Origin of the sequence: Streptomyces sp. NBC_01268 (genome assembly GCF_036240795.1) — a bacterium.
In the GTDB taxonomy this organism is placed as follows: Bacteria; Actinomycetota; Actinomycetes; order Streptomycetales; family Streptomycetaceae; genus Streptomyces.
Map to the genome: position 1 here is coordinate 6,048,220 of NZ_CP108454.1, position 19,075 is coordinate 6,067,294.

Here is a 19,075-nt window from a genome sequence, read left to right on the forward strand (position 1 = left end):
AGCATGGCGTGACCACGATGGGGGAGGCCCAATGTCCGAAAACAGCGAACAGCCGGTGGACCCGTGGGCTCCGCCCAACCCGGACCGCGTCGAGCTGGGCAAGCCCGCGACGCCTCCGGTCCATGACCAGAACACCGTGATCTCGATGCCGGGCGCGGACGTCCCGCCGCCGCCGGCCGCCCCGGGCGGCGCCTACGGCTACCCGACGCCGGCCCCGGTGCCGCCGGCCACGCCGTCCTACGGCTACCCGCCGGCGTCGCCGTACCCGAGCTACGGCGCGGGGTACGCGCAGCCGGGCTGGCAGCAGTCCCCGTCCAACGGCATGGGGACGACGGCGATGGTGCTCGGCATCATCGCCGTGGTCGGCTTCTGCATGTACGGCCTGGGGATCATCCTGGGCGTCCTGGCGCTGATCTTCGGCATCATCGGCATGAAGAAGGCGAACCGGGGCGAGGCGACCAACCGGGGCATGGCCCTCGCGGGCGTCATCCTCGGGTCGGTCGGCATTCTGGTGAGCGCGGTGTTCCTGGCGTTCATGATCTGGGTCATCGTCGAGAGCCCGGAATCCCTGGACGACTCCGAGGACCCGTTCGCCACCTCGCTGAGCGTGGACGCCGGGTCCCGCTAGCCGGTCGTGGGGGGCCACGGGCACCCGGCCCGTCCCCCCTTCCCCTCCGCTCGCCCCGGCCCCGCCGGGGCCCCCGCTCACGTCACCGCAGCCGGTCCCGCGCCTCCATCAGCGCGAAGCCCAGGAGGTTCAGGCCGCGCCAGCGCTCCGGGGCCGTCGCCTTCGGGTCGTCCGCCGCCAGGCCGATGCCCCAGACGCGGTCCATCGGGCTCGCCTCCACCAGGACGCGCGAGCCCGTCCCCAGCAGGAACGCCCGCAGGGCCTCGTCCGCGGCGAACTTGTGGACGCTGCCCCGCGTGACGATCTCGGCGCGCTCCCGCACCCAGACGTCCTCGTCGAAGCCGCGGACCAGGCGGCCGGCCTTCTTGGCCTCCGCCGGGGTCCGCGCCGACAGGGCCTTCGCCTCGGCCTCCGGGTCGCCGAACAGCCGCGCCTTCTCGGCCATCATCCAGTGCTCCGCGGTCGCATACCGCACGTCGTCCACCACGAACGGTGACGGCCACCACTGGCTCAGACAGCTTGCCGAGAGCGCGCCGTCGGGCCGCGGACGGTGGCCCCAGAAATGCAGCCACTTGACCTTCTCACCCCGTCTGACCTGGTCAATCAGCCATTCAAGATCCTTCATGCATGCCACCCTCCCACTCGCCACGGACACTCCGTACGGCAATTTCCCGCTGTCCTCGACACATGGTCGACCGATTCCGTCGCGTAACCAAAAGGCAACAACGGAATCACTTGTTGCACCCGTATGTCTCTGTCAGGATCGGCACTCAATTCGAGCTGGAACAACGGAGAGCGTCATGGGCAACCGCTTCCAGGTGTCGGACCGTTTCGCGGACGGCGCGCAGTACATCGGGGGGCGGCTGTGCCCCGGAACCTCGGGGCAGGAGCACAGCGTCATCGACCCGGCCACCGGCGAGAGCGTGTACACGTACACGCTCGCCTCGGTGGCGGACGTCGACGACGCCGTCGCCGCCGCCAAGGCGGCCTTCCCCGCCTGGGCCGCCGCCACGCCGGGCGAGCGGTCGGAGGCCCTGCACCGGTTCGCGAGCGTGCTCGCCGAACAGGCGGAGGACATCGCGGTCGTCGAGTCGCTCCAGTGCGGCAAGCCCATCAAGCTGACCACCGAGTTCGACGTGCCCGGCACGATCGACAACACCGCCTTCTTCGCCGGTGCGGCCCGTCACCTCCAGGGCCAGTCCGCCGCCGAGTACGACGGTGACCACACCTCGTACGTACGGCGCGAGCCCATCGGCGTGGTCGGCTCCATCGCACCCTGGAACTACCCGCTCCAGATGGCCGCGTGGAAGATCCTCCCGGCCGTCGCCGCGGGCAACACGATCGTCCTCAAGCCCGCCGAGCTCACCCCGCTGACCTCGCTGATGTTCGCGCAGGCGGCGACCGAGGCCGGGATCCCCGACGGTGTCATCAACATCGTCAACGGCGCCGGACGCACCGTGGGCGAGCACCTGGTGGGCCACCCCGACGTGGTCATGACCTCCTTCACCGGCTCCACCCCGGTCGGCAAGCGGGTCGCCGAGATCGCCACCGCCACCGTCAAGCGCCTCCACCTGGAGCTCGGCGGCAAGGCCCCCTTCGTGGTCTTCGACGACGCCGACCTGGAGGCCGCCGCGCACGGCGCCGTCGCCGCCTCGCTCATCAACAGCGGACAGGACTGCACCGCCGCCACCCGCGCCTATGTGCAGCGGCCGCTCTTCGACGCCTTCGTGGCGCGGGTCGCCGAGCTCATGGAGACCGTGCGGCTGGGCGACCCGTTCGACCCGTCGACCGACCTCGGGCCGCTCATCAGCCACGTCCAGCGCGACCGCGTCGCCGCCTTCGTCGAGCGTGCCCGCGGCTACGCCACCGTCGTCACCGGCGGCGAAGTTCCCGGCGGCGACCTGAAGGACGGGGCGTACTATCGCCCCACCCTGATCACGGGAGCGGCGCAGGACAGCGAGGTCGTGCAGTCGGAGATCTTCGGCCCGGTCCTGGTGGCCCTGCCCTTCGACAGCGACGACGAGGGCATCCGCCTCGCCAACGACACCCCCTACGGGCTCGCCGCCTCCGCCTGGAGCCGCGACGTGTACCGGGCCAACCGGGCCACCCGCGAGATCAAGGCGGGCTGCGTGTGGGTCAACGACCACATCCCGATCATCAGCGAGATGCCCCACGGCGGCTCCAAGGCCTCCGGCTTCGGAAAGGACATGTCGGTGTACTCCTTCGAGGAGTACACGCAGATCAAGCACGTGATGTTCGACAACACGGCGGTCGCCGCGAAGGACTGGCACCGCACGATCTTCGGGGACCGATAGCAGCCAGCCGTCCGACCAGCGGCGAACCCATCCCGAAAGGGCACAGCGCATGGAGCAGTACCAGCCCGACACTCTGTCCGCGGCGCAGATCGCGGCGATGCGGCGCACTCTCACGAGCGGCCGGGGCGCGCTCACCCGCCGTTCGGTGCTACGGGCGGGGGGCGTCGGCGCGCTCACGGTCGGCGGGATCGCCGGCCTGAGCGCGTGCGGCATCCCGCCGGCCAAGCGGGAGGGGCAGGGCCCGGCGTCCACGGACGTCTCGGCCAGGGAGAAGACCGTGAGCTTCTCCAACTGGACCGAGTACATGGACGTCAGCGAGGACGAGAAGAGCCGGCCCACCCTGGAGGCGTTCGCCAAGCGGACCGGCATCAAGGTCAAGTACACCGAGGACATCAACGACAACGTCGAGTTCTTCGGCAAGATCAAGCCGCAGCTCGCGGCCGGCCAGGACACCGGCCGCGACCTGATCTGCGTCACCGACTGGCTGGCCGCCCGCATCATCCGCCTCGGCTGGGCGCAGAAGCTGGACGCGTCGAACCTCCCCACGGCGTACGCCAACCTCTCCGCGCAGTTCCGCCGCCCCGACTGGGACCCGGGCCGGGCCTACTCGTACCCCTGGACGGGCATCTCCACCGTCATCGCCTACAACTCCAAGGCGACCGGCGGCAAGAAGGTCGACTCCGTCAGCCAGCTGCTCGACGACCCCTCGCTCAAGGGCCGGGTCGGCTTCCTCACCGAGATGCGCGACTCGGTCGGCATGACCCTGCTCGACATGGGCAAGGACCCCGGGAAGTTCACCGACGCGGACTACGACGCGGCCGTCGGACGCCTCCAGAAGGGCGTCGACAAGAAGCAGATCCGCCGCTTCACCGGCAACGACTACACCTCCGACCTCGACAAGGGCGACCTGGCGGCCTGCCTCGCCTGGGCCGGTGACATCATCCAGCTCCAGGCGGACAACCCGGACATCAAGTTCGCGATCCCCTCGGCCGGCTACATCACCTCCAGCGACAACCTCCTGGTCCCCGCCCAGTCCCGGCACAAGACCAACGCCGAGAAGCTCATCGACTACTACTACGAGCTTCCGGTGGCCGCGCAGCTCGCCGCGTACATCAACTACGTCTGCCCGGTCGACGGGGTGAAGGACGAACTCGCCAAGATCGACCCCGAGCTGGCGAACAACACGCTGATCGTCCCCGACAAGGCGATGGCCCGGAAGTCGCACGCCTTCCGCTCGCTGAGCAGCGCGGAGGAGACGGCGTACGAGGAGAAGTTCGCCAAGCTCATCGGTGCCTGACCGGCCGCCGCCCCTTTCCTTTCGACCCTCCGGGACCGCAACCCATGACTGACAAGAACACCGGCGGCGACGTCCGTCTCTCCGGCATCAGCAAGTCCTACGGCTCCTTCCACGCCGTCCGCCCGCTCGACCTGACGATCCCGCAGGGCTCGTTCTTCGCCCTCCTCGGCGCCTCGGGCTGCGGCAAGACCACCACGCTGCGCATGATCGCCGGCCTGGAGGACCCGACGACGGGCACCGTCTTCCTCGGCGACCGGGACGTCACCGACCTCCCGCCGTACAAGCGCCCCGTGAACACGGTCTTCCAGTCGTACGCGCTCTTCCCGCACATGAACATCTTCGAGAACATCGCCTTCGGCCTGCGCCGGCGCGGCGTCAAGTCGGTGAAGCCGCAGGTCGACGAGATGATCGACCTCGTACAGCTCGGCGAGCACGCCCACAAGAAGCCGCACCAGCTCTCCGGCGGCCAGCAGCAGCGCGTCGCCGTGGCCCGCGCGCTCATCAACCACCCGCAGGTCCTCCTGCTCGACGAGCCGCTGGGCGCGCTCGACCTCAAGCTGCGCCGCCAGATGCAGCTGGAACTGAAGCGCATCCAGACCGAGGTCGGCATCACCTTCGTGCACGTCACCCACGACCAGGAGGAGGCCATGACCATGGCCGACCAGGTCGCGGTGATGAACGGCGGCCGGGTCGAGCAGCTCGGCGCCCCCGCCGACCTGTACGAGAACCCGCAGACGACCTTCGTCGCCAACTTCCTCGGCACCTCCAACCTCATCGAGGCCGAGGTCGCCGAGACGGGCGGCGCCGACGTCCTCGCCACGGCCGGCGGCAGCAAGCTGCGCGTGCCCGGCGAGCGCTGTACGGACGCCGTCCGCACGGGCGGCAAGGTGCTGGTCGGCGTGCGCCCGGAGAAGATCTCGATCGCCCACGCCGACGACGAGGGCTCCATCCCCGACGGCCGTAACCGGGTCACCGGCCGGATCGTCGACTCCTCCTTCATCGGCGTCTCCACCCAGTTCGTGGTGAACTCGCCGGCCGGCGCGGAGCTCCAGGTGTACGAGCAGAACATCGAGCGGGACGCGCGCCTGGTCCCCGGCGCCGAGGTCGTCCTGCACTGGAACCCGGCCCACACCTTCGGCCTCGACGCGGCCCAGGACATCGACGCCGGCGTGGAGACGGTGGAGGACGCCGCATGAGCACGCCCACCCTCGTGAAGGAGGAGGCTGCCGCGGCCGGCGACCCGGTCCCGCGCAAGCCCTCCACCCGCAAGCGGCTCGTCCCGTACTGGCTGCTGCTGCCCGGCATCATCTGGCTGCTCGTCTTCTTCGCGCTGCCGATGGTCTACCAGGCCTCCACCTCGGTGCAGACCGGCTCCCTGGAGCAGGGCTTCCAGGTCACCTGGCACTTCCAGACCTACTGGGACGCCTTCCAGGAGTACTGGCCGCAGTTCATACGCTCGCTGCTGTACGCGGGCACGGCGACCCTGCTCTGCCTGCTGCTCGGCTACCCGCTGGCGTACCTGATCGCCTTCAAGGCCGGCCGCTGGCGCAACCTCCTGCTGGTCCTCGTCATCGCGCCGTTCTTCACCAGCTTCCTCATCCGTACGCTGGCCTGGAAGACGATCCTGGCGGACGACAGCCTCGTGGTGAACGCGCTGAACGCGCTGCACGTCCTCGACGTGACCAGCTGGCTCGGCTGGACCGAGGGCAGCCGGGTGCTGGCCACGCCCATGGCCGTGGTGTGCGGTCTGACGTACAACTTCCTGCCGTTCATGATCCTGCCGCTGTACACCTCCCTGGAGCGGATCGACGGCCGGCTGCACGAGGCGGCGCAGGACCTGTACGCCTCCCCGGCCACCACCTTCCGCAAGGTGACGTTCCCGCTCTCCATGCCGGGCGTCGTCTCCGGCACGCTGCTCACCTTCATCCCGGCGAGCGGTGACTACGTCAACGCCGAACTGCTCGGCTCGACCGACACCAAGATGGTCGGCAACGTCATCCAGTCGCAGTTCCTGCGCGTGCTCGACTACCCGACGGCCGCCGCGCTGTCCTTCATCCTCATGGCGATCGTGCTGCTCATGGTCACCGTCTACATCCGCAAGGCGGGAACGGAGGACCTGGTCTGATGCGTTGGATCCGACAGCACCTCGTGGTCATCGCGGGCCTGCTCACGCTCGCGTACATGATCCTGCCGAACGTCGTCGTGATGGTGTTCTCGTTCAACAAGCCGAACGGGCGCTTCAACTACGCGTGGCAGCAGTTCTCCCTGGACGCCTGGAAGGACCCCTGCGGTGTCGCCGACATGTGCGGCTCGCTGTCCCTCTCGCTCCAGCTCGCCGCGTGGGCGACGGTCGGCGCCGTCGTCCTCGGCACGATGATCGCCTTCGCGCTGGTCCGCTACCGCTTCCGGGCGCGCGGCGCGATCAACTCGCTGATCTTCCTGCCGATGGCGATGCCCGAGGTCGTCATGGCCGCCTCGCTGCTCACCCTCTTCCTCAACATGGGTGCCGAGCTGGGCTTCTGGACGGTCCTGATCGCCCACATCATGTTCTGCCTGTCGTTCGTCGTGACGGCGGTCAAGGCGCGGGTGATGTCCATGGACCCGCGTCTGGAGGAGGCCGCGCGCGACCTGTACGCGGGACCGGTGCAGACCTTCCTGCGCGTCACGCTGCCGATCGCGGCGCCCGGCATCGCGGCCGGCGCGCTGCTCGCCTTCGCGCTCTCCTTCGACGACTTCATCATCACCAACTTCAACGCGGGCTCGACCGTGACCTTCCCCATGTTCGTCTGGGGCTCGGCGCAGCGCGGCACGCCCGTTCAGATCAACGTCATCGGCACGGCGATGTTCGTCATCGCGGTCCTGGTGGTAGTGGCCGGACAGATGGTTACGAACCGGCGCAAGAAATCAGCAACAGCCTGACCGAAAGCCGGTCAGGCACCGAAGGAGTTGGAAACCATGGCCCCAGTCGCCATGCGTCTCGCTGCACAATCTCTCTCCGACGCCCAGCCCGTCCCCTTCTGGCTGGAAGACCCCGGCAAGCCGGGAGCACTGCCCGCTCTCACCGGCAGTGAGCGCTGCGACCTGCTGGTCGTGGGCGGCGGCTACAGCGGTCTGTGGACCGCTCTGATCGCCAAGGAGCGCGACCCCTCCCGGGACGTCGTGCTCATCGAAGGCCGCGAGGTGGGCTGGGCCGCCTCGGGCCGCAACGGAGGCTTCTGCGCCGCCTCCCTCACCCACGGCCTCGGCAACGGGCTCGCCCGCTGGCCGGGAGAGCTCGCCAAGCTGGAGCGGATGGGCGAGCACAACCTCGACGCCATCGAGGAGGCCGTCGCCCGCTACTCCCTGGACTGCGACTTCGAGCGCACCGGCGAGATCGACGTGGCCACCGAGGCCTACCAGGTGGACGAGCTCCACGAGCTGTACGAGGAGGCCGAGCGGCTCGGTCTCGCCGAGGGGCTCGAACTCCTCGACGGCGAGGCCGTCCGGGCCGAGGTCGCCTCGCCGACCTTCAAGGGCGGCCTGTGGGACCGCCGCGGCGTCGCCATGCTGCACCCGGCGAAGCTGGCCTGGGGGCTCAAGCGGGCCTGTCTCGACCTGGGCGTGCGCGTCTTCGAGAACACCCCGGCGCTCGACCTGGTCTCGGCGGGCGGCTCCGGCGGCGGCATGGCCGTGCGCACCCCGTACGGCCGGGTCGCGGCCCGCCGGGTCGCCCTCGGCACCAACGTCTTCCCCTCGCTGGTCAAGCGGCTGCGGCACTACACCGTCCCGGTCTACGACTACGCGCTGATGACCGAGCCGCTCTCCGCCGAGCAGCTCGCCTCGATCGGCTGGAAGAACCGGCAGGGCCTGGGCGACAGCGCCAACCAGTTCCACTACTTCCGCATCACCGCGGACAACCGGATCCTGTGGGGCGGCTACGACGCCATCTACCAGTTCGGCGGCAAGGTGACCGCCGAGATGGACAACCGCCCGGAGACGTACCTGAAGCTGGCCGAGCACTTCTTCACCTGCTTCCCGCAGCTGGAGGGCCTCCGCTTCAGCCACGCCTGGGGCGGCGCGATCGACACCTGCTCGCGCTTCTCGGCCTTCTTCGGCACCTCGCACCAGGGCAAGGTGGCGTACGCGCAGGGCTACACGGGTCTCGGCGTCGGCGCCACGCGCTTCGGCGCGGACGTGATGCTGGACCTGCTGGCGGGGGAGCGGACCGAGCGCACCGAGCTGGAGATGGTCCGCTCCAAGCCGCTGCCGTTCCCGCCGGAGCCGATCGCCTGGGCGGGCATCGGGCTGACCAAGTGGTCGCTGGCCCGGGCCGACGAGAACGGCGGCCGACGCAACCTGTGGCTGAAGACCATGGACAAGCTGGGCCTGGGCTTCGACAGCTGACCGGCCCCGCGCGGGTGCCGGGGCGTGATCCGGATGCGATGCGTCTGTGATCCAGATCACAACCCGCGGGTAGGAAACCCGCGTAAGAGAAACCCCGCACCGCCCTCTCTCCGTACGGACACCCCAACCGAGGTGCCCGTACGGAGAGAGGAGACCGTCGCGATGACTGGTTCGGGGGCCGCTGGGGCCAGGAGTGCCGTGGAGTGGCTGGCCTCGGTCGCGCCGGATCCCGACGCCTGCCGCTGGGAGTGGGAGCGCAACCCGCACGGGGTCGCGCTGCTGCCCGCCGGCAGGCGTTGGGACGTGCTGATCCTGCCGTCCGAGCTCGGCTATCCGACGCTCGACGTGCTGAGCCGCCTGGTGGACCGGCCGGGCCCGGTGCTCGCCGACTTCGGCGACGCCCGGATGGGCTTCTTCGTGCCGCCGGGCACCACCGCGCGCTGGCTCGGCACCGGGGTGCGCGGCGCGGGCGGCGGCACCTGGATCGTCGTCCCGTACCCGGGCCGGGTGACCGGCCGGGTGCGCTGGCTGGTGACCCCGGATGCGGCGGGCACCCTCACGGACGCCTCGCTGCTCGAACTGGCGATGCACGAGGCCGCGGGCCGGCTGGCGCGGGGCGAAGGGGGTGCCGAGGGCAGCTGACGACGCGTCATACCCGGCAAAGGTCTTGACCACTCAATTGGTCTGGACCATGCTGTGGCGCGCTCCACCTCGATTCCCCCCACCCCGGAGGCAGTTGTGGACCGCACCAGACCCCTCACCCTGCTGCTGGCGGGCGTCCTCGCCGCCGGCGGACTCGTGGCGCTCACCCCCCTGGCCCAGGCCGCCGACACCGAACTCGCCCGCAACGGCGGCTTCGAGGCCGGCCTGGACGGCTGGAGCTGCACGGCCGGCAGCGGGGCCGCCGTCTCCTCGCCCGTGCACGGCGGGACGAAGGCCCTGCAGGCCACGCCCGCGGGCAGCGACAACGCCAAGTGCTCGCAGACCGTCACCGTGAAGCCGAACTCCACCTACACGCTCAGCGGCTGGGTCCGCGGCAGCTACGTCTACCTCGGCGCCTCCGGCACCGGCACCGCCGACGCCTCCGCCTGGACCCAGTCGGCCCCGGACTGGCAGCGGCTCGCCACCACCTTCACCACCGGCGCCTCGACCACCTCGGTCACGCTCTACACCCACGGCTGGTACGGCACCGGCGCCTACGGCGCCGACGACCTGTCCCTCCTCGGCCCCGGCGGCGACCCGGTCCAGATCCCGGCGACCCCGACCGGCCTGACCGCGGGCTCCGCGACCTCCTCCTCGGTCACGCTGAACTGGCCGGCGGTCTCCGGCGCCACCTCCTACAAGCTCTACAAGGACGGCGCCGCGCTCGCGACCGTCACCGGCACCTCGTACACGGCGACCGGTCTGGCCGCCGCCACCGCGTACAGCTTCCAGGTCTCCGCCGCGAACGGCGCGGGCGAGTCGGCGAAGTCCACCGCCGTGACCGGCACCACGACCAGCGGGGGCGGCGGCAACCCCGGCGGCTCGCTGCCCGCCCACGCCCTCGTCGGCTACCTCCACGCCAGCTTCGCCAACGGCTCCGGCTACACCCGCATGGCCGACGTCCCCGACTCCTGGGACGTCATCAACCTCGCCTTCGGCGAGCCGACCTCGGTCACCTCGGGCGACATCCGCTTCAGCCTCTGCCCGGCGACCGAATGCCCGGGCGTCGAGTCCCCCGCCGACTTCAAGGCCGCCATCAAGGCCAAGCAGGCCGCCGGGAAGAAGGTCCTGATCTCCATCGGCGGCCAGAACGGCCAGGTCCAGCTCTCCACCACCGCCGCCCGCGACACCTTCGTCTCCTCCGTCTCGAAGATCATCGACGAGTACGGGCTCGACGGCCTCGACATCGACTTCGAGGGCCACTCCCTGTCGCTGCAGACCGGCGACACCGACTTCCGCAACCCGACCAGCCCGGTCATCGTCAACCTGATCTCGGCGGTCAAGACCCTCAAGGCCAAGTACGGCGCGACGTTCGTCCTCACCATGGCCCCGGAGACCTTCTTCGTCCAGCTCGGCTACCAGTACTACGGCTCCGGCCCCTGGGGCGGCCAGGACCCGCGCGCCGGCGCCTACCTCCCGGTCATCCACGCGCTGCGCGACGACCTCACCCTGCTGCACGTCCAGGACTACAACTCGGGCTCGATCATGGGCCTCGACAACCAGTACCACTCCATGGGCGGCGCGGACTTCCACATCGCCATGACCGACATGCTCCTCACCGGCTTCCCCGTCGCCGGCAACACGGACCGCGTCTTCCCGGCCCTCCGCCCCGACCAGGTCGCCATCGGCCTGCCCGCCTCCACCCAGGCCGGCAACGGCCACACCACCCCGGCCGAGGTGAACAAGGCCCTCGACTGCCTCACGAAGAAGACCGACTGCGGCGGCTACCAGACCCACGGCACCTGGCCGGCCCTGCGCGGCCTGATGACCTGGTCGATCAACTGGGACCGCTACAACCAGTACGCGTTCAGCCGGAACTTCGACGCGTACAACTGGAGCTGACGAACAGGACCAGCACCCCCAGGCAGCAACTGGCCAGCACGTCCAGCGGCCAGTGGTAGCCGCGCAGCACCAGTCCGGTGCCCGTCACCGCCGTGAGCACGGCGGCGACGGGCACCAGGCGCCGGGACACCAGGAAGGCCGCGCCGAAGTACGCGACGAGGGCCGTGGCCGTGTGGCCCGACGGGTAGTAGCCGTGGGCCCAGGGTTCGAGGGGGCCGGGGCGGGCGGTCCACTCCTTCAGGGGGACCACCAGGAGCGGGACGGCGGCCATGGCCAGCCCCGCGAAGAGGGCCGCGGCACGGCGGCCGCGCCGGTAGGCGTACGCCATGGCGGCGGCGAGCACCGGCAGCGCGACCGTCAGGTTCCCCAGGTCGGAGGCGGCCTCGCTCAGACCGCGCGGGACGGTGTCCACCAGGGCGCGGGAGAGGCGTGCGTCGAGGCGGGCCAGCGGGCCGTCGGCCAGGACCTGCCAGGTGACGAGGGTGAGGGCGACCAGGGCCCAGAAGACAGCCGACCGCCCCGGAACAGGGGGGGTGGTTCCGGGGCGGTCGCCTTGACCGGGCTGCCGCGCGCCCCGGGGGGTGTGGGGCGGGCGGCCATCCGATCGGTGAGGAGTTCCGGAGCCCAGGGCTCCAGTGGTGTGCGCCAGGGCACGGTGTGGGCGGGGCTGGGGAGGCTCCGCCCGGGGTGTTTCTTTCATCTGCTGAAACCGTACGCCACGAAGAAGGGGACCGACAGCCGGAACTCCATCCCGCCATCGGCCCCCCACAGCTTCTTCACACGGAGCGTCAGATCGTGGCGAACGCGCTCTCGATGACGTCCAGGCCCTCGTTCAGGAGGTCCTCGCCGATGACCAGCGGCGGCAGGAAGCGCAGCACGTTGCCGTAGGTGCCACAGGTCAGGACGAGGACGCCCTCCGCGTGGCAGAACTTGGCGAGCGCGGCGGCGGCCTCCGCGTTCGGCTCCTTGGTCGCCTGGTCCTTGACCAGCTCGATCGCGATCATGGCGCCGCGGCCGCGGATGTCGCCGATGACCGGGAACTTCTCCTGCATGGCCGTCAGGCGGGCCTTCATGAGGGACTCGATCTTCTTCGCCGCGGCGTTGAGGTCGAGCTCCTTCATGGTCTCGATGGCGCCGAGCGCACCGGCGCACGCGACCGGGTTGCCGCCGTAGGTGCCGCCGAGGCCGCCGCCGTGGACGGAGTCCATGATCTCGGCGCGGCCGGTGACCGCGGCGAGCGGCAGACCGCCCGCGATGCCCTTGGCGGTGGTGATGAGGTCGGGGACGATGCCCTCGTCCTCACAGGCGAACCACTGGCCGGTGCGGCAGAAGCCGGACTGGATCTCGTCGGCGACGAAGACGATGCCGTTGTCGTTGGCGAACTTCACGATCGCCGGCAGGAAGCCCTTGGCCGGCTCGATGAAGCCGCCCTCGCCGAGCACCGGCTCGATGATGATCGCGGCGACGTTGTCGGCGCCGATCTGCTTGGTGATCTGGTCGATGGCCTGGGTGGCGGCCTCGGGGCCGCAGTTCTCCGGGCCGGTGGGCCAGCGGTAGCCGTAGGCGACCGGCACGCGGTAGACCTCGGGCGCGAACGGGCCGAAGCCCTGCTTGTACGGCATGTTCTTCGCCGTCAGCGCCATCGTCAGGTTGGTGCGGCCGTGGTAGCCGTGGTCGAAGACGACGACGGCCTGGCGCTTGGTGTACGAACGCGCGATCTTGACCGCGTTCTCGACGGCCTCGGCGCCCGAGTTGAACAGGGCGGACTTCTTGGCGTGGTCGCCCGGGGTCAGCTCGGAGAGCGCCTCGCAGACCTCCACGTAACCCTCGTACGGCGTCACCATGAAACAGGTGTGGGTGAAGTCCGCGAGCTGCGCGGAGGCGCGGCGGACCACGGCCTCGGCGGAGGCGCCCACGGAGGTCACGGCGATGCCGGAGCCGAAGTCGATCAGCTGGTTGCCGTCGACGTCCTCGATGATGCCGCCACCGGCCCGCTTGGTGAACACCGGCAGCGTGGAGCCCACGCCACCGGCGACCGCGTCGAGACGGCGGGCCTGAAGCTCCTGCGACTTCGGGCCGGGGATGGCGGTGACGACGCGCCGCTCCTGCGGGACAGCGTTCATGCGGGGCTCCTGGGGGTGTTCTGGACGCACTTGCGGGTTTCCTCCGCAGGCTAGGCGCGAGGGAGGGGGAGAGGCATGCGCCGATCGGGAGTGGTGGGGGGTGTGTCGTTGTCCGCGGTGGACATGACGGCACGGATTCGCCCGGCTGGGCGAAACGGCTCGGCCGGGACCGATCACCACTAGATTGACGCTTGCACGGATGCGGCGACCTGGCTGGTCAGGGGGCAGGGGTTCATGGAGACCGAAGGCACGTACGAGTCACGCGACCGGTCCGGCGGCGGGGCGCCCCGGGCGGGGGACGGCGCGGCGCGGGGGGTCCCGTCGGTCCCTCCGGTACCCCGCCCGGCGGGCCCGCCCCCCCTGCCCCCGACCGCCCCCGCCTCTCCTCCGACAGCACCCCCGCCCACCCCCGCCACTCCGCCGCCCCCCGCCGCCCCGCCCCGGCCGGACCAGGCGCCGGCGGCCCGGCATCCCGTGGCCGAGTGGCTGGACGCGCCGCGGCCGGAGGCGGGGCTGGGGATCTGGCGGTTGCGGTATGTGCCGGGGGTGGCGCCGGCGTCCGCCGGGATCACGCCGGTCACCGTCGCGGGCATGCTGATCCCCGTACTCGTCGGGCTGCTCTTCTGGTCGGCCTGGCAGCGCGGCGCCATTCCGTACGGGTACCTCGTGCTCAAGACCCTCACCCCCGGCGAATGGTGGTGGCCCGGGACCACCGCGCCGAGGGACTGGCACGGCTCCGCGGCCCACGACGTCTTCGGCGGCCTCGTCTTCCTCGGACTGGTCTGGGTGATCGGCCGGCTCGGCGCCTGGGGCCGGATCGCCCGGTACTTCCTCGACCGCCACCGCCCCCCGGCGCGCGCCGCGCTCACCGGCGGTCTCGCCCTCGTCGTGCTCGCGTTCGTCTGGCCCGAGGCCTTCGGCCTCGGCTGGGACCCGCTGCCGGTGGCCTCCCCGGTGTTCTCCCTCGTCGCCCTGCTCACCGGCGGCTTCGAGGTGTTCGCCTCGCCCTTCCTCGTCTACCCCCTGTACGCGGTGATCACGGCGGCGGTCCTCTGGCCCTTCGCCCGGCTCGGACGGTGGCCGGCGCTCATCCGCGCCTGGCGGACCGGATCCGCCGAAGCCGCCACCCCCGCCCCCGCCCCGGCGGGCCCTCCGCCGTCCCAGTGGCCGCCGCTCAGGGAGTCGGGCGAGCACCGCGCCGCCGACCTGCTCGCCGCCGAGGTGGCCGGCGGGCGGATGAACGACGTCGACTGCGCACGCGTGCGCCGCAGCTGGCGGGAGACCGCCCGCGACGCCGTGGGGCGCGCCACCCTCGTCCGCACTCTGCTGGAACAGGGCGCCGCGGCGGGCGCGCACCCCTCGGGCGCCCGCGACCTCCCGCACCGCTCGGCCGCGCACGACCTGCTGGTCGGCCAGGTCCGGGTCGGGCGGTACGCGTCAGCCGAGCGCACCCCGTACGCGTACCGCGGTGCCGGGCTCGCCCTCGACCCCGGGCTCCTCGCCACCTCCCTCCTCGCGGTCGGCCCCTCCGGCGCCGGCAAGAGCCGCGCCCTCGTCGGGCCCGTCGTCGAGGCGCTCACCCTCCAGGCCCTCACCGGCGGCTGCGCCGTCGTCGCCGTCGGCGCGCCCGGCGCCCCACTCGGCTCCGACGCGGCGTACGACGTCGTCGTCCGGCTCGGCGACCGGTCCTCGCCCTACGACCTGGACCTGTACGCCGGGGCCACCGACCCCGACGAGGCCGCCGCCGTCCTCGCCGAGGGCCTGGTCGGCGACATGGAGGGTGTGGAGACCCGGCGCGCCGCCACCGCCCTCGCCCAGCTCATCGGCCCCTACCGGACCGCCCACGGCCGCTTCCCGAGCGTGCCGGTCCTCCGCGAGCTGCTCGAAGCCCACCCCGACACGCTCCGCGCCCTGCTCGACCTGCTGCCGGCCGAGGGCGCGCAGGCCATGCGCCGGGAGCTGGACTCCCGGATGCGCCAGGTCGGCACCCCGACCGACGTCGGCCCCGTCCTCGCCGACCGGCTCGCCGCCCTCGACCGTCCCGCGTTCGCCGAGTTCTTCGGCGGCGGCAGCGAAGTGCGGCCCTTCTCTCTGCGGGCCGTCGCCCAGCATCCGATGCGGGTACGGATCAGCCTGCCGGAGGGCGGCCACGAGGAGGCCGCCCGCCTGCTCAACCGGCTCGTGCTCGCCCAGTTCCAGTCCGTCGTCCGGGACCGGGGCGGGCACGGTCCCTTCGCCTGTCTGGTCCTGGACGACGCGGCCGGTGCGCTGACCCCGGGGACCGTCCGGGCCCTCCAGCGGCTGCGCCCGCAGAACGCCGGCGTCGTGCTCGCCCTGCGCACCCTCGCGGACGTGCCCGCCGCGCTGCACGGGCCGCTGCTCGCGGTGGTCGGCTGCCGGATGGCCTTCGCCGGGCTACCCACCTGGGACGGCCGGGCCTTCGCCGAGGCCTGGGGCACCGAGCGGGTCGAGGCCACCGAAGTGGCCCACCACACCGTCTTCGCCGACCAGCCGATGACCCGCGCCTACCACCGGCTGCGCAAGATGGTGACCGGCAAGGCCGTCACCACCGAAGCCGTCACCGTCCGGGAGGTCGAGCGCGAGCGCTGGTCCGCCTCCGATCTCGCCCACTCCGTCCCCCCGGGCCACGCGGTCCTCTCCCTCACCCACGTGCGCGGCGAACAGACCCCCCCGTTCCTCGTGGACCTGCGCGGCTGAGGTCCCGGGGCGCCCTCGGCCGAGGGCGCCCCCGGTGGCGGGCTGGCACAATCGGGGGCGCGCCGCCCGACGGTCAGCGCCTCCCCTCCCCCCGAAGGTCCACCGGTCCCCAATGCCGCCCACCCTCGCCTCACTCGTCCAGCACTCGGCGCTCAAACTCACCGTCCGAGCAGGTGAGGACCGCCTCGACACCCCCGTGCGCTGGGCGCACGTCAGTGAGCTCGCCGATCCCGTCCCCTATATGGAGGGCGGCGAGCTGCTGCTCACCACCGCGCTGACCCTCGACGCCGAGGACCCGGAGACGATGCGCCGCTACGTCCGGCGGCTGCTCGGCGCCGGGGTCGTGGGGCTCGGCTTCGCCGTGGGCGTCAACTACGAGGCCATCCCGCAGGCGCTGCTCGACGCGGCCCGCGACGAGTCGCTGCCGCTGCTGGAGGTGCCGCGCCGCACCCCGTTCCTCGCGATCAGCAAGGCCGTGTCGGCCGCCATCGCCGCCGACCAGTACCGGGCGGTGACCGCCGGCTTCGAGGCGCAGCGCGAGCTGACCCGCGCCGCGCTCGCCGAGGGCCCGGACGCCGTCGTCGCCCGACTGGCCGCGCACGTCGACGGCTGGGCCGCGCTGTACGACACCTCCGGCAGCGTCATCGCGGTCTCGCCCGAATGGGCGGCCCGCCGCGCCGCCCGCCTCACCGCCGACGTGGAACGGCTCCGGGAACGCCCCGCCCCCGCGAGCGCCGTCGTCGGCGGCACCGACGACCGGGTCGAGCTCCAGTCCCTGGGCAGCGGGCGACGGATGCGCGGGGCCCTCGCCGTCGGCACGGGCGCGCCGCTGGGCACGGCCGAGCGGTACGCGGTGCACTCGGCGATCGCCCTGCTCACCCTCACGACCGAACGCTCCCGCTCCCTCCAGGCCGCCGAGCAGCGGCTCGGCGCGGCGGTGCTGCGGATGCTGCTTGCCGGGCAGCCGGACCACGCCCGGGCTGTCGCCGGGGACCTGTACGGCGGGCTGCTCGACGCCCCCTTCCGGCTGCTCATCGCCGAGGCCACGGCGGCCGAGACGCCCTCGGGCGAGTCGCCGATGTCCGTGCTCGCCGAGTCCCTGGAGACCGCCGCGGCCCGGGCGGGCGAGTCGGTCCTCGCCGTGCCCGAGAGCGAGGGGCGCCTGGTGGTCCTGGCCGGGGACGGGGGAGCGGTGGTCACGGCCTGCGAGGGGTACGCCTCCCGGGAGGCCGAGGAGGCCGGGATCGTCGTCGGGCTGTCCGCCCCCACCGGCCCGATCGCGGCCGCGGCCGCGTACAAGCAGGCCGAGCAGGCCCTGTCGGTGGCCCGCCGCCGGGGCAGGGCGCTGGTCGAGCACGAGGAGCTGGCGGCCGGGTCCGTGCTGCCGCTGCTCGCCGACGACGCGGTCCGCGCCTTCGCCGACGGACTGCTGCGCGCGCTCTACGAGCACGACGCCACCGGCCGCGGCGACCTGGTCGCCTCGCTGCGCGCCTGGCTCTCCCGCCACGGCCAGTGGGACGCGGCCGCCGCCGACCTGGGCGTCCACCGGCACACCCTGCGCTACCGGATGCGCCGCGTGGAGGAGATCCTCGGACGCTCCCTCGACGACCCGGACGTCCGGATGGAGCTGTGGCTGGCGCTGAAGGCGACGGGGGACGGGTCGGCGGGGGAGTAGGGCGGCGGGGCGTGGGCCGGGCGGCGACCACGGTCCGCACCGCCCCTCGTCGTCCCCGGCCCCAGCCCCGACCTCCGATCCCGCTCCCGCTCCCGCTCCCGATCCCGATCCCGCCCCCGCTCCCGCCCCCGCTCCGGATTCCGATCCCGATCCCGCTCTGGATTCCGCTCCCGCTCCTGCTCCCACCCCCACCCCCACCCCCACCCCCGATCCCGCCCCCGCTCGCACTCCCGCCCTCAATCTCGTCACCACTGCCCGAATCCGGGCAGATTTCCTGGTCATCCACCCCCTCCCTGCCTAATCTCCTGCACATGACAAGCTCCGCCGCCGATCCGGCCCCCCAGCTCCACCTGCCCCCCGCCGAGAAGCCCGGGGGCCTCGGGGGCCCCGGGGATCCGGTCGGCCCCGTCCGCCGGATCCCCGCCGCCGTGTGGGCCGCGCTCGGGATCGTGTACGTCGTGTGGGGGTCCACCTACCTCGGGATCCGGATCGTCGTCGAGACGCTGCCGCCGTTCCTCTCCGCCGGCACCCGTTTCGTCGCGGCCGGGCTGATCCTCGCCGGGATCATCGCCTGGCGGCAGGGACCCGCCGCGCTCAAGGTGACGCCCCGGCAGCTCGCCTCCGCCGTCGGGGTCGGCCTGCTGCTGATCCTCGGCGGCAACGGACTCGTCGTGCTCGCCGAGACCTCCATCCCGTCCGGGCTCACCGCGCTGCTCATCGCCGTCGTCCCGGCCTGGGTCGTCATCCTCAAGGCCCTCTCCGGCGCCCGTCCCACCGCGGGCGGCCTCGCGGGCGTGCTCCTCGGACTCGTCGGGCTCGGCGTGCTCACCCTGCCGGGCCTCAGCGGCGACGTGAAGGCGGGCGGGGTCGTCCTCGTGGTCGCCGCGACGCTCTGCTGGTCGGTCGGCTCGTTCTCGTCCTCCCGGCTCCCGATGCCCGGCAACCCCTTCACCGCCAGCGCGTACGAGATGCTCGCCGGCGGTCTCGCGGGCCTCGGCGTCGGCCTGGTCCGCGGCGAGCAGCACGGCCTCGACCTGTCGGCCGTCTCCGGGCGCTCCTGGGCCGCCCTCGCCTATCTCGTGGTCTTCGGCTCGCTGCTCGCCTTCACCGCGTACGCCTGGCTCCTCCAGGCCGCCCCGCTCTCGCTCGTCGCCACCTACGCGTACGTCAACCCGGTCGTCGCGGTCGCCCTCGGCGCCCTCGTCCTGAACGAGGCCCTGACCTGGCCCATCGTGCTGGGCGGTGCGATCGTCGTGGGCGGGGTGTGCCTGATCGTCTCGACGGAGCGCCGCGGGTCCGCGCCACGCGGCCGCACCTGACCGGCACCGCCCACCGCCGTCGGCCCCGGCCCGCCCGCCCCGGCCGTCCCCGCCCGCCTTCAGCCAAACCGGA

At 72.2% G+C, this 19,075-nt stretch carries 15 protein-coding genes; 12 read left to right on the forward strand and 3 right to left on the reverse strand.

Annotated features, from left to right (window positions below; all coding sequences use genetic code 11):
* The first annotated feature begins 31 nt into the window (after positions 1-31).
* Positions 32-628 (forward strand): DUF4190 domain-containing protein, encoded by a 597-nt coding sequence (locus OG309_RS27395; RefSeq protein WP_329424674.1) that lies wholly within the window; start codon positions 32-34, stop codon positions 626-628.
* 82 nt (positions 629-710) lie between these two features.
* Here the strand turns inward: OG309_RS27395 and OG309_RS27400 are convergent, their stop codons facing one another.
* On the reverse strand, positions 711-1,253 hold the full coding sequence (locus OG309_RS27400; RefSeq protein ID WP_329424676.1) for an NADAR family protein: 543 nt from the start codon (positions 1,251-1,253) through the stop codon (positions 711-713).
* A gap of 175 nt (positions 1,254-1,428) precedes the next feature.
* On the opposite strand from OG309_RS27400, the gene OG309_RS27405 reads away from it, so the two are divergent.
* From OG309_RS27405 to OG309_RS27440, 8 genes are all read left to right on the forward strand, one after another.
* On the forward strand, positions 1,429-2,943 hold the full coding sequence (locus tag OG309_RS27405) for a gamma-aminobutyraldehyde dehydrogenase (protein WP_329424677.1): 1,515 nt from the start codon (positions 1,429-1,431) through the stop codon (positions 2,941-2,943).
* A gap of 49 nt (positions 2,944-2,992) precedes the next feature.
* Positions 2,993-4,240, forward strand: coding sequence for an ABC transporter substrate-binding protein (locus OG309_RS27410; RefSeq protein ID WP_329424679.1), 1,248 nt, complete (start codon positions 2,993-2,995; stop codon positions 4,238-4,240).
* Positions 4,241-4,284: 44 nt separating this feature from the next.
* Positions 4,285-5,436 (forward strand): ABC transporter ATP-binding protein, encoded by a 1,152-nt coding sequence (locus OG309_RS27415; protein WP_329424681.1) that lies wholly within the window; start codon positions 4,285-4,287, stop codon positions 5,434-5,436.
* A complete protein-coding gene (locus OG309_RS27420) occupies positions 5,433-6,365 on the forward strand; it encodes an ABC transporter permease (RefSeq protein WP_329424682.1) in 933 nt (310 codons plus the stop codon). The genes OG309_RS27415 and OG309_RS27420 overlap by 4 nt, the downstream gene beginning before the upstream one ends.
* Positions 6,365-7,159 (forward strand): ABC transporter permease, encoded by a 795-nt coding sequence (locus OG309_RS27425; protein ID WP_329424683.1) that lies wholly within the window; start codon positions 6,365-6,367, stop codon positions 7,157-7,159. The genes OG309_RS27420 and OG309_RS27425 overlap by 1 nt, the downstream gene beginning before the upstream one ends.
* A gap of 36 nt (positions 7,160-7,195) precedes the next feature.
* Positions 7,196-8,623 (forward strand): NAD(P)/FAD-dependent oxidoreductase, encoded by a 1,428-nt coding sequence (locus OG309_RS27430; RefSeq protein WP_329424684.1) that lies wholly within the window; start codon positions 7,196-7,198, stop codon positions 8,621-8,623.
* Positions 8,624-8,785: 162 nt separating this feature from the next.
* Positions 8,786-9,265, forward strand: coding sequence for a hypothetical protein (locus tag OG309_RS27435; protein ID WP_329424687.1), 480 nt, complete (start codon positions 8,786-8,788; stop codon positions 9,263-9,265).
* A gap of 96 nt (positions 9,266-9,361) precedes the next feature.
* Positions 9,362-11,167, forward strand: coding sequence for a chitinase (locus OG309_RS27440; RefSeq protein WP_329424689.1), 1,806 nt, complete (start codon positions 9,362-9,364; stop codon positions 11,165-11,167).
* Here OG309_RS27440 and OG309_RS27445 read toward each other — a convergent pair.
* Both OG309_RS27445 and gabT read right to left on the reverse strand, forming a co-directional pair.
* Positions 11,133-11,579, reverse strand: coding sequence for a phosphatase PAP2 family protein (locus OG309_RS27445; RefSeq protein ID WP_329424691.1), 447 nt, complete (start codon positions 11,577-11,579; stop codon positions 11,133-11,135). The genes OG309_RS27440 and OG309_RS27445 overlap by 35 nt on opposite strands.
* Before the next feature lie 376 nt (positions 11,580-11,955).
* Complete coding sequence (gabT, locus tag OG309_RS27450; protein ID WP_329424693.1) at positions 11,956-13,290, reverse strand: 4-aminobutyrate--2-oxoglutarate transaminase; 1,335 nt, start codon at positions 13,288-13,290, stop codon at positions 11,956-11,958.
* Between the two features lie 234 nt (positions 13,291-13,524).
* Between gabT and OG309_RS27455 the strand changes: the two genes are divergently transcribed.
* The 3 genes from OG309_RS27455 to OG309_RS27465 all read left to right on the forward strand — a co-directional run bounded on the left by OG309_RS27455 (position 13,525) and on the right by OG309_RS27465 (position 19,002).
* Positions 13,525-16,008 (forward strand): ATP/GTP-binding protein, encoded by a 2,484-nt coding sequence (locus tag OG309_RS27455; RefSeq protein ID WP_443067594.1) that lies wholly within the window; start codon positions 13,525-13,527, stop codon positions 16,006-16,008.
* Between the two features lie 112 nt (positions 16,009-16,120).
* Entirely contained in the window at positions 16,121-17,683 is a 1,563-nt protein-coding gene (locus tag OG309_RS27460; protein WP_329424696.1) for a PucR family transcriptional regulator, read from the forward strand.
* Between the two features lie 311 nt (positions 17,684-17,994).
* On the forward strand, positions 17,995-19,002 hold the full coding sequence (locus OG309_RS27465; protein WP_329424697.1) for an EamA family transporter: 1,008 nt from the start codon (positions 17,995-17,997) through the stop codon (positions 19,000-19,002).
* Positions 19,003-19,075 lie beyond the last annotated feature (73 nt).

Bases quoted from the DNA above. Each gene is read 5' to 3' on its own strand.
- OG309_RS27395 (WP_329424674.1), top strand. From the start codon at position 32: ATGTCCGAAAACAGCGAACAGCCGGTGGACCCGTGGGCTCCGCCCAAC.
- OG309_RS27400 (WP_329424676.1), bottom strand. From the start codon at position 1,253: ATGAAGGATCTTGAATGGCTGATTGACCAGGTCAGACGGGGTGAGAAG.
- OG309_RS27405 (WP_329424677.1), top strand. From the start codon at position 1,429: ATGGGCAACCGCTTCCAGGTGTCGGACCGTTTCGCGGACGGCGCGCAG.
- OG309_RS27410 (WP_329424679.1), top strand. From the start codon at position 2,993: ATGGAGCAGTACCAGCCCGACACTCTGTCCGCGGCGCAGATCGCGGCG.
- OG309_RS27415 (WP_329424681.1), top strand. From the start codon at position 4,285: ATGACTGACAAGAACACCGGCGGCGACGTCCGTCTCTCCGGCATCAGC.
- OG309_RS27420 (WP_329424682.1), top strand. From the start codon at position 5,433: ATGAGCACGCCCACCCTCGTGAAGGAGGAGGCTGCCGCGGCCGGCGAC.
- OG309_RS27425 (WP_329424683.1), top strand. From the start codon at position 6,365: ATGCGTTGGATCCGACAGCACCTCGTGGTCATCGCGGGCCTGCTCACG.
- OG309_RS27430 (WP_329424684.1), top strand. From the start codon at position 7,196: ATGGCCCCAGTCGCCATGCGTCTCGCTGCACAATCTCTCTCCGACGCC.
- OG309_RS27435 (WP_329424687.1), top strand. From the start codon at position 8,786: ATGACTGGTTCGGGGGCCGCTGGGGCCAGGAGTGCCGTGGAGTGGCTG.
- gabT (WP_329424693.1), bottom strand. From the start codon at position 13,290: ATGAACGCTGTCCCGCAGGAGCGGCGCGTCGTCACCGCCATCCCCGGC.
- OG309_RS27455 (WP_443067594.1), top strand. From the start codon at position 13,525: ATGGAGACCGAAGGCACGTACGAGTCACGCGACCGGTCCGGCGGCGGG.
- OG309_RS27460 (WP_329424696.1), top strand. From the start codon at position 16,121: ATGCCGCCCACCCTCGCCTCACTCGTCCAGCACTCGGCGCTCAAACTC.
- OG309_RS27465 (WP_329424697.1), top strand. From the start codon at position 17,995: ATGACAAGCTCCGCCGCCGATCCGGCCCCCCAGCTCCACCTGCCCCCC.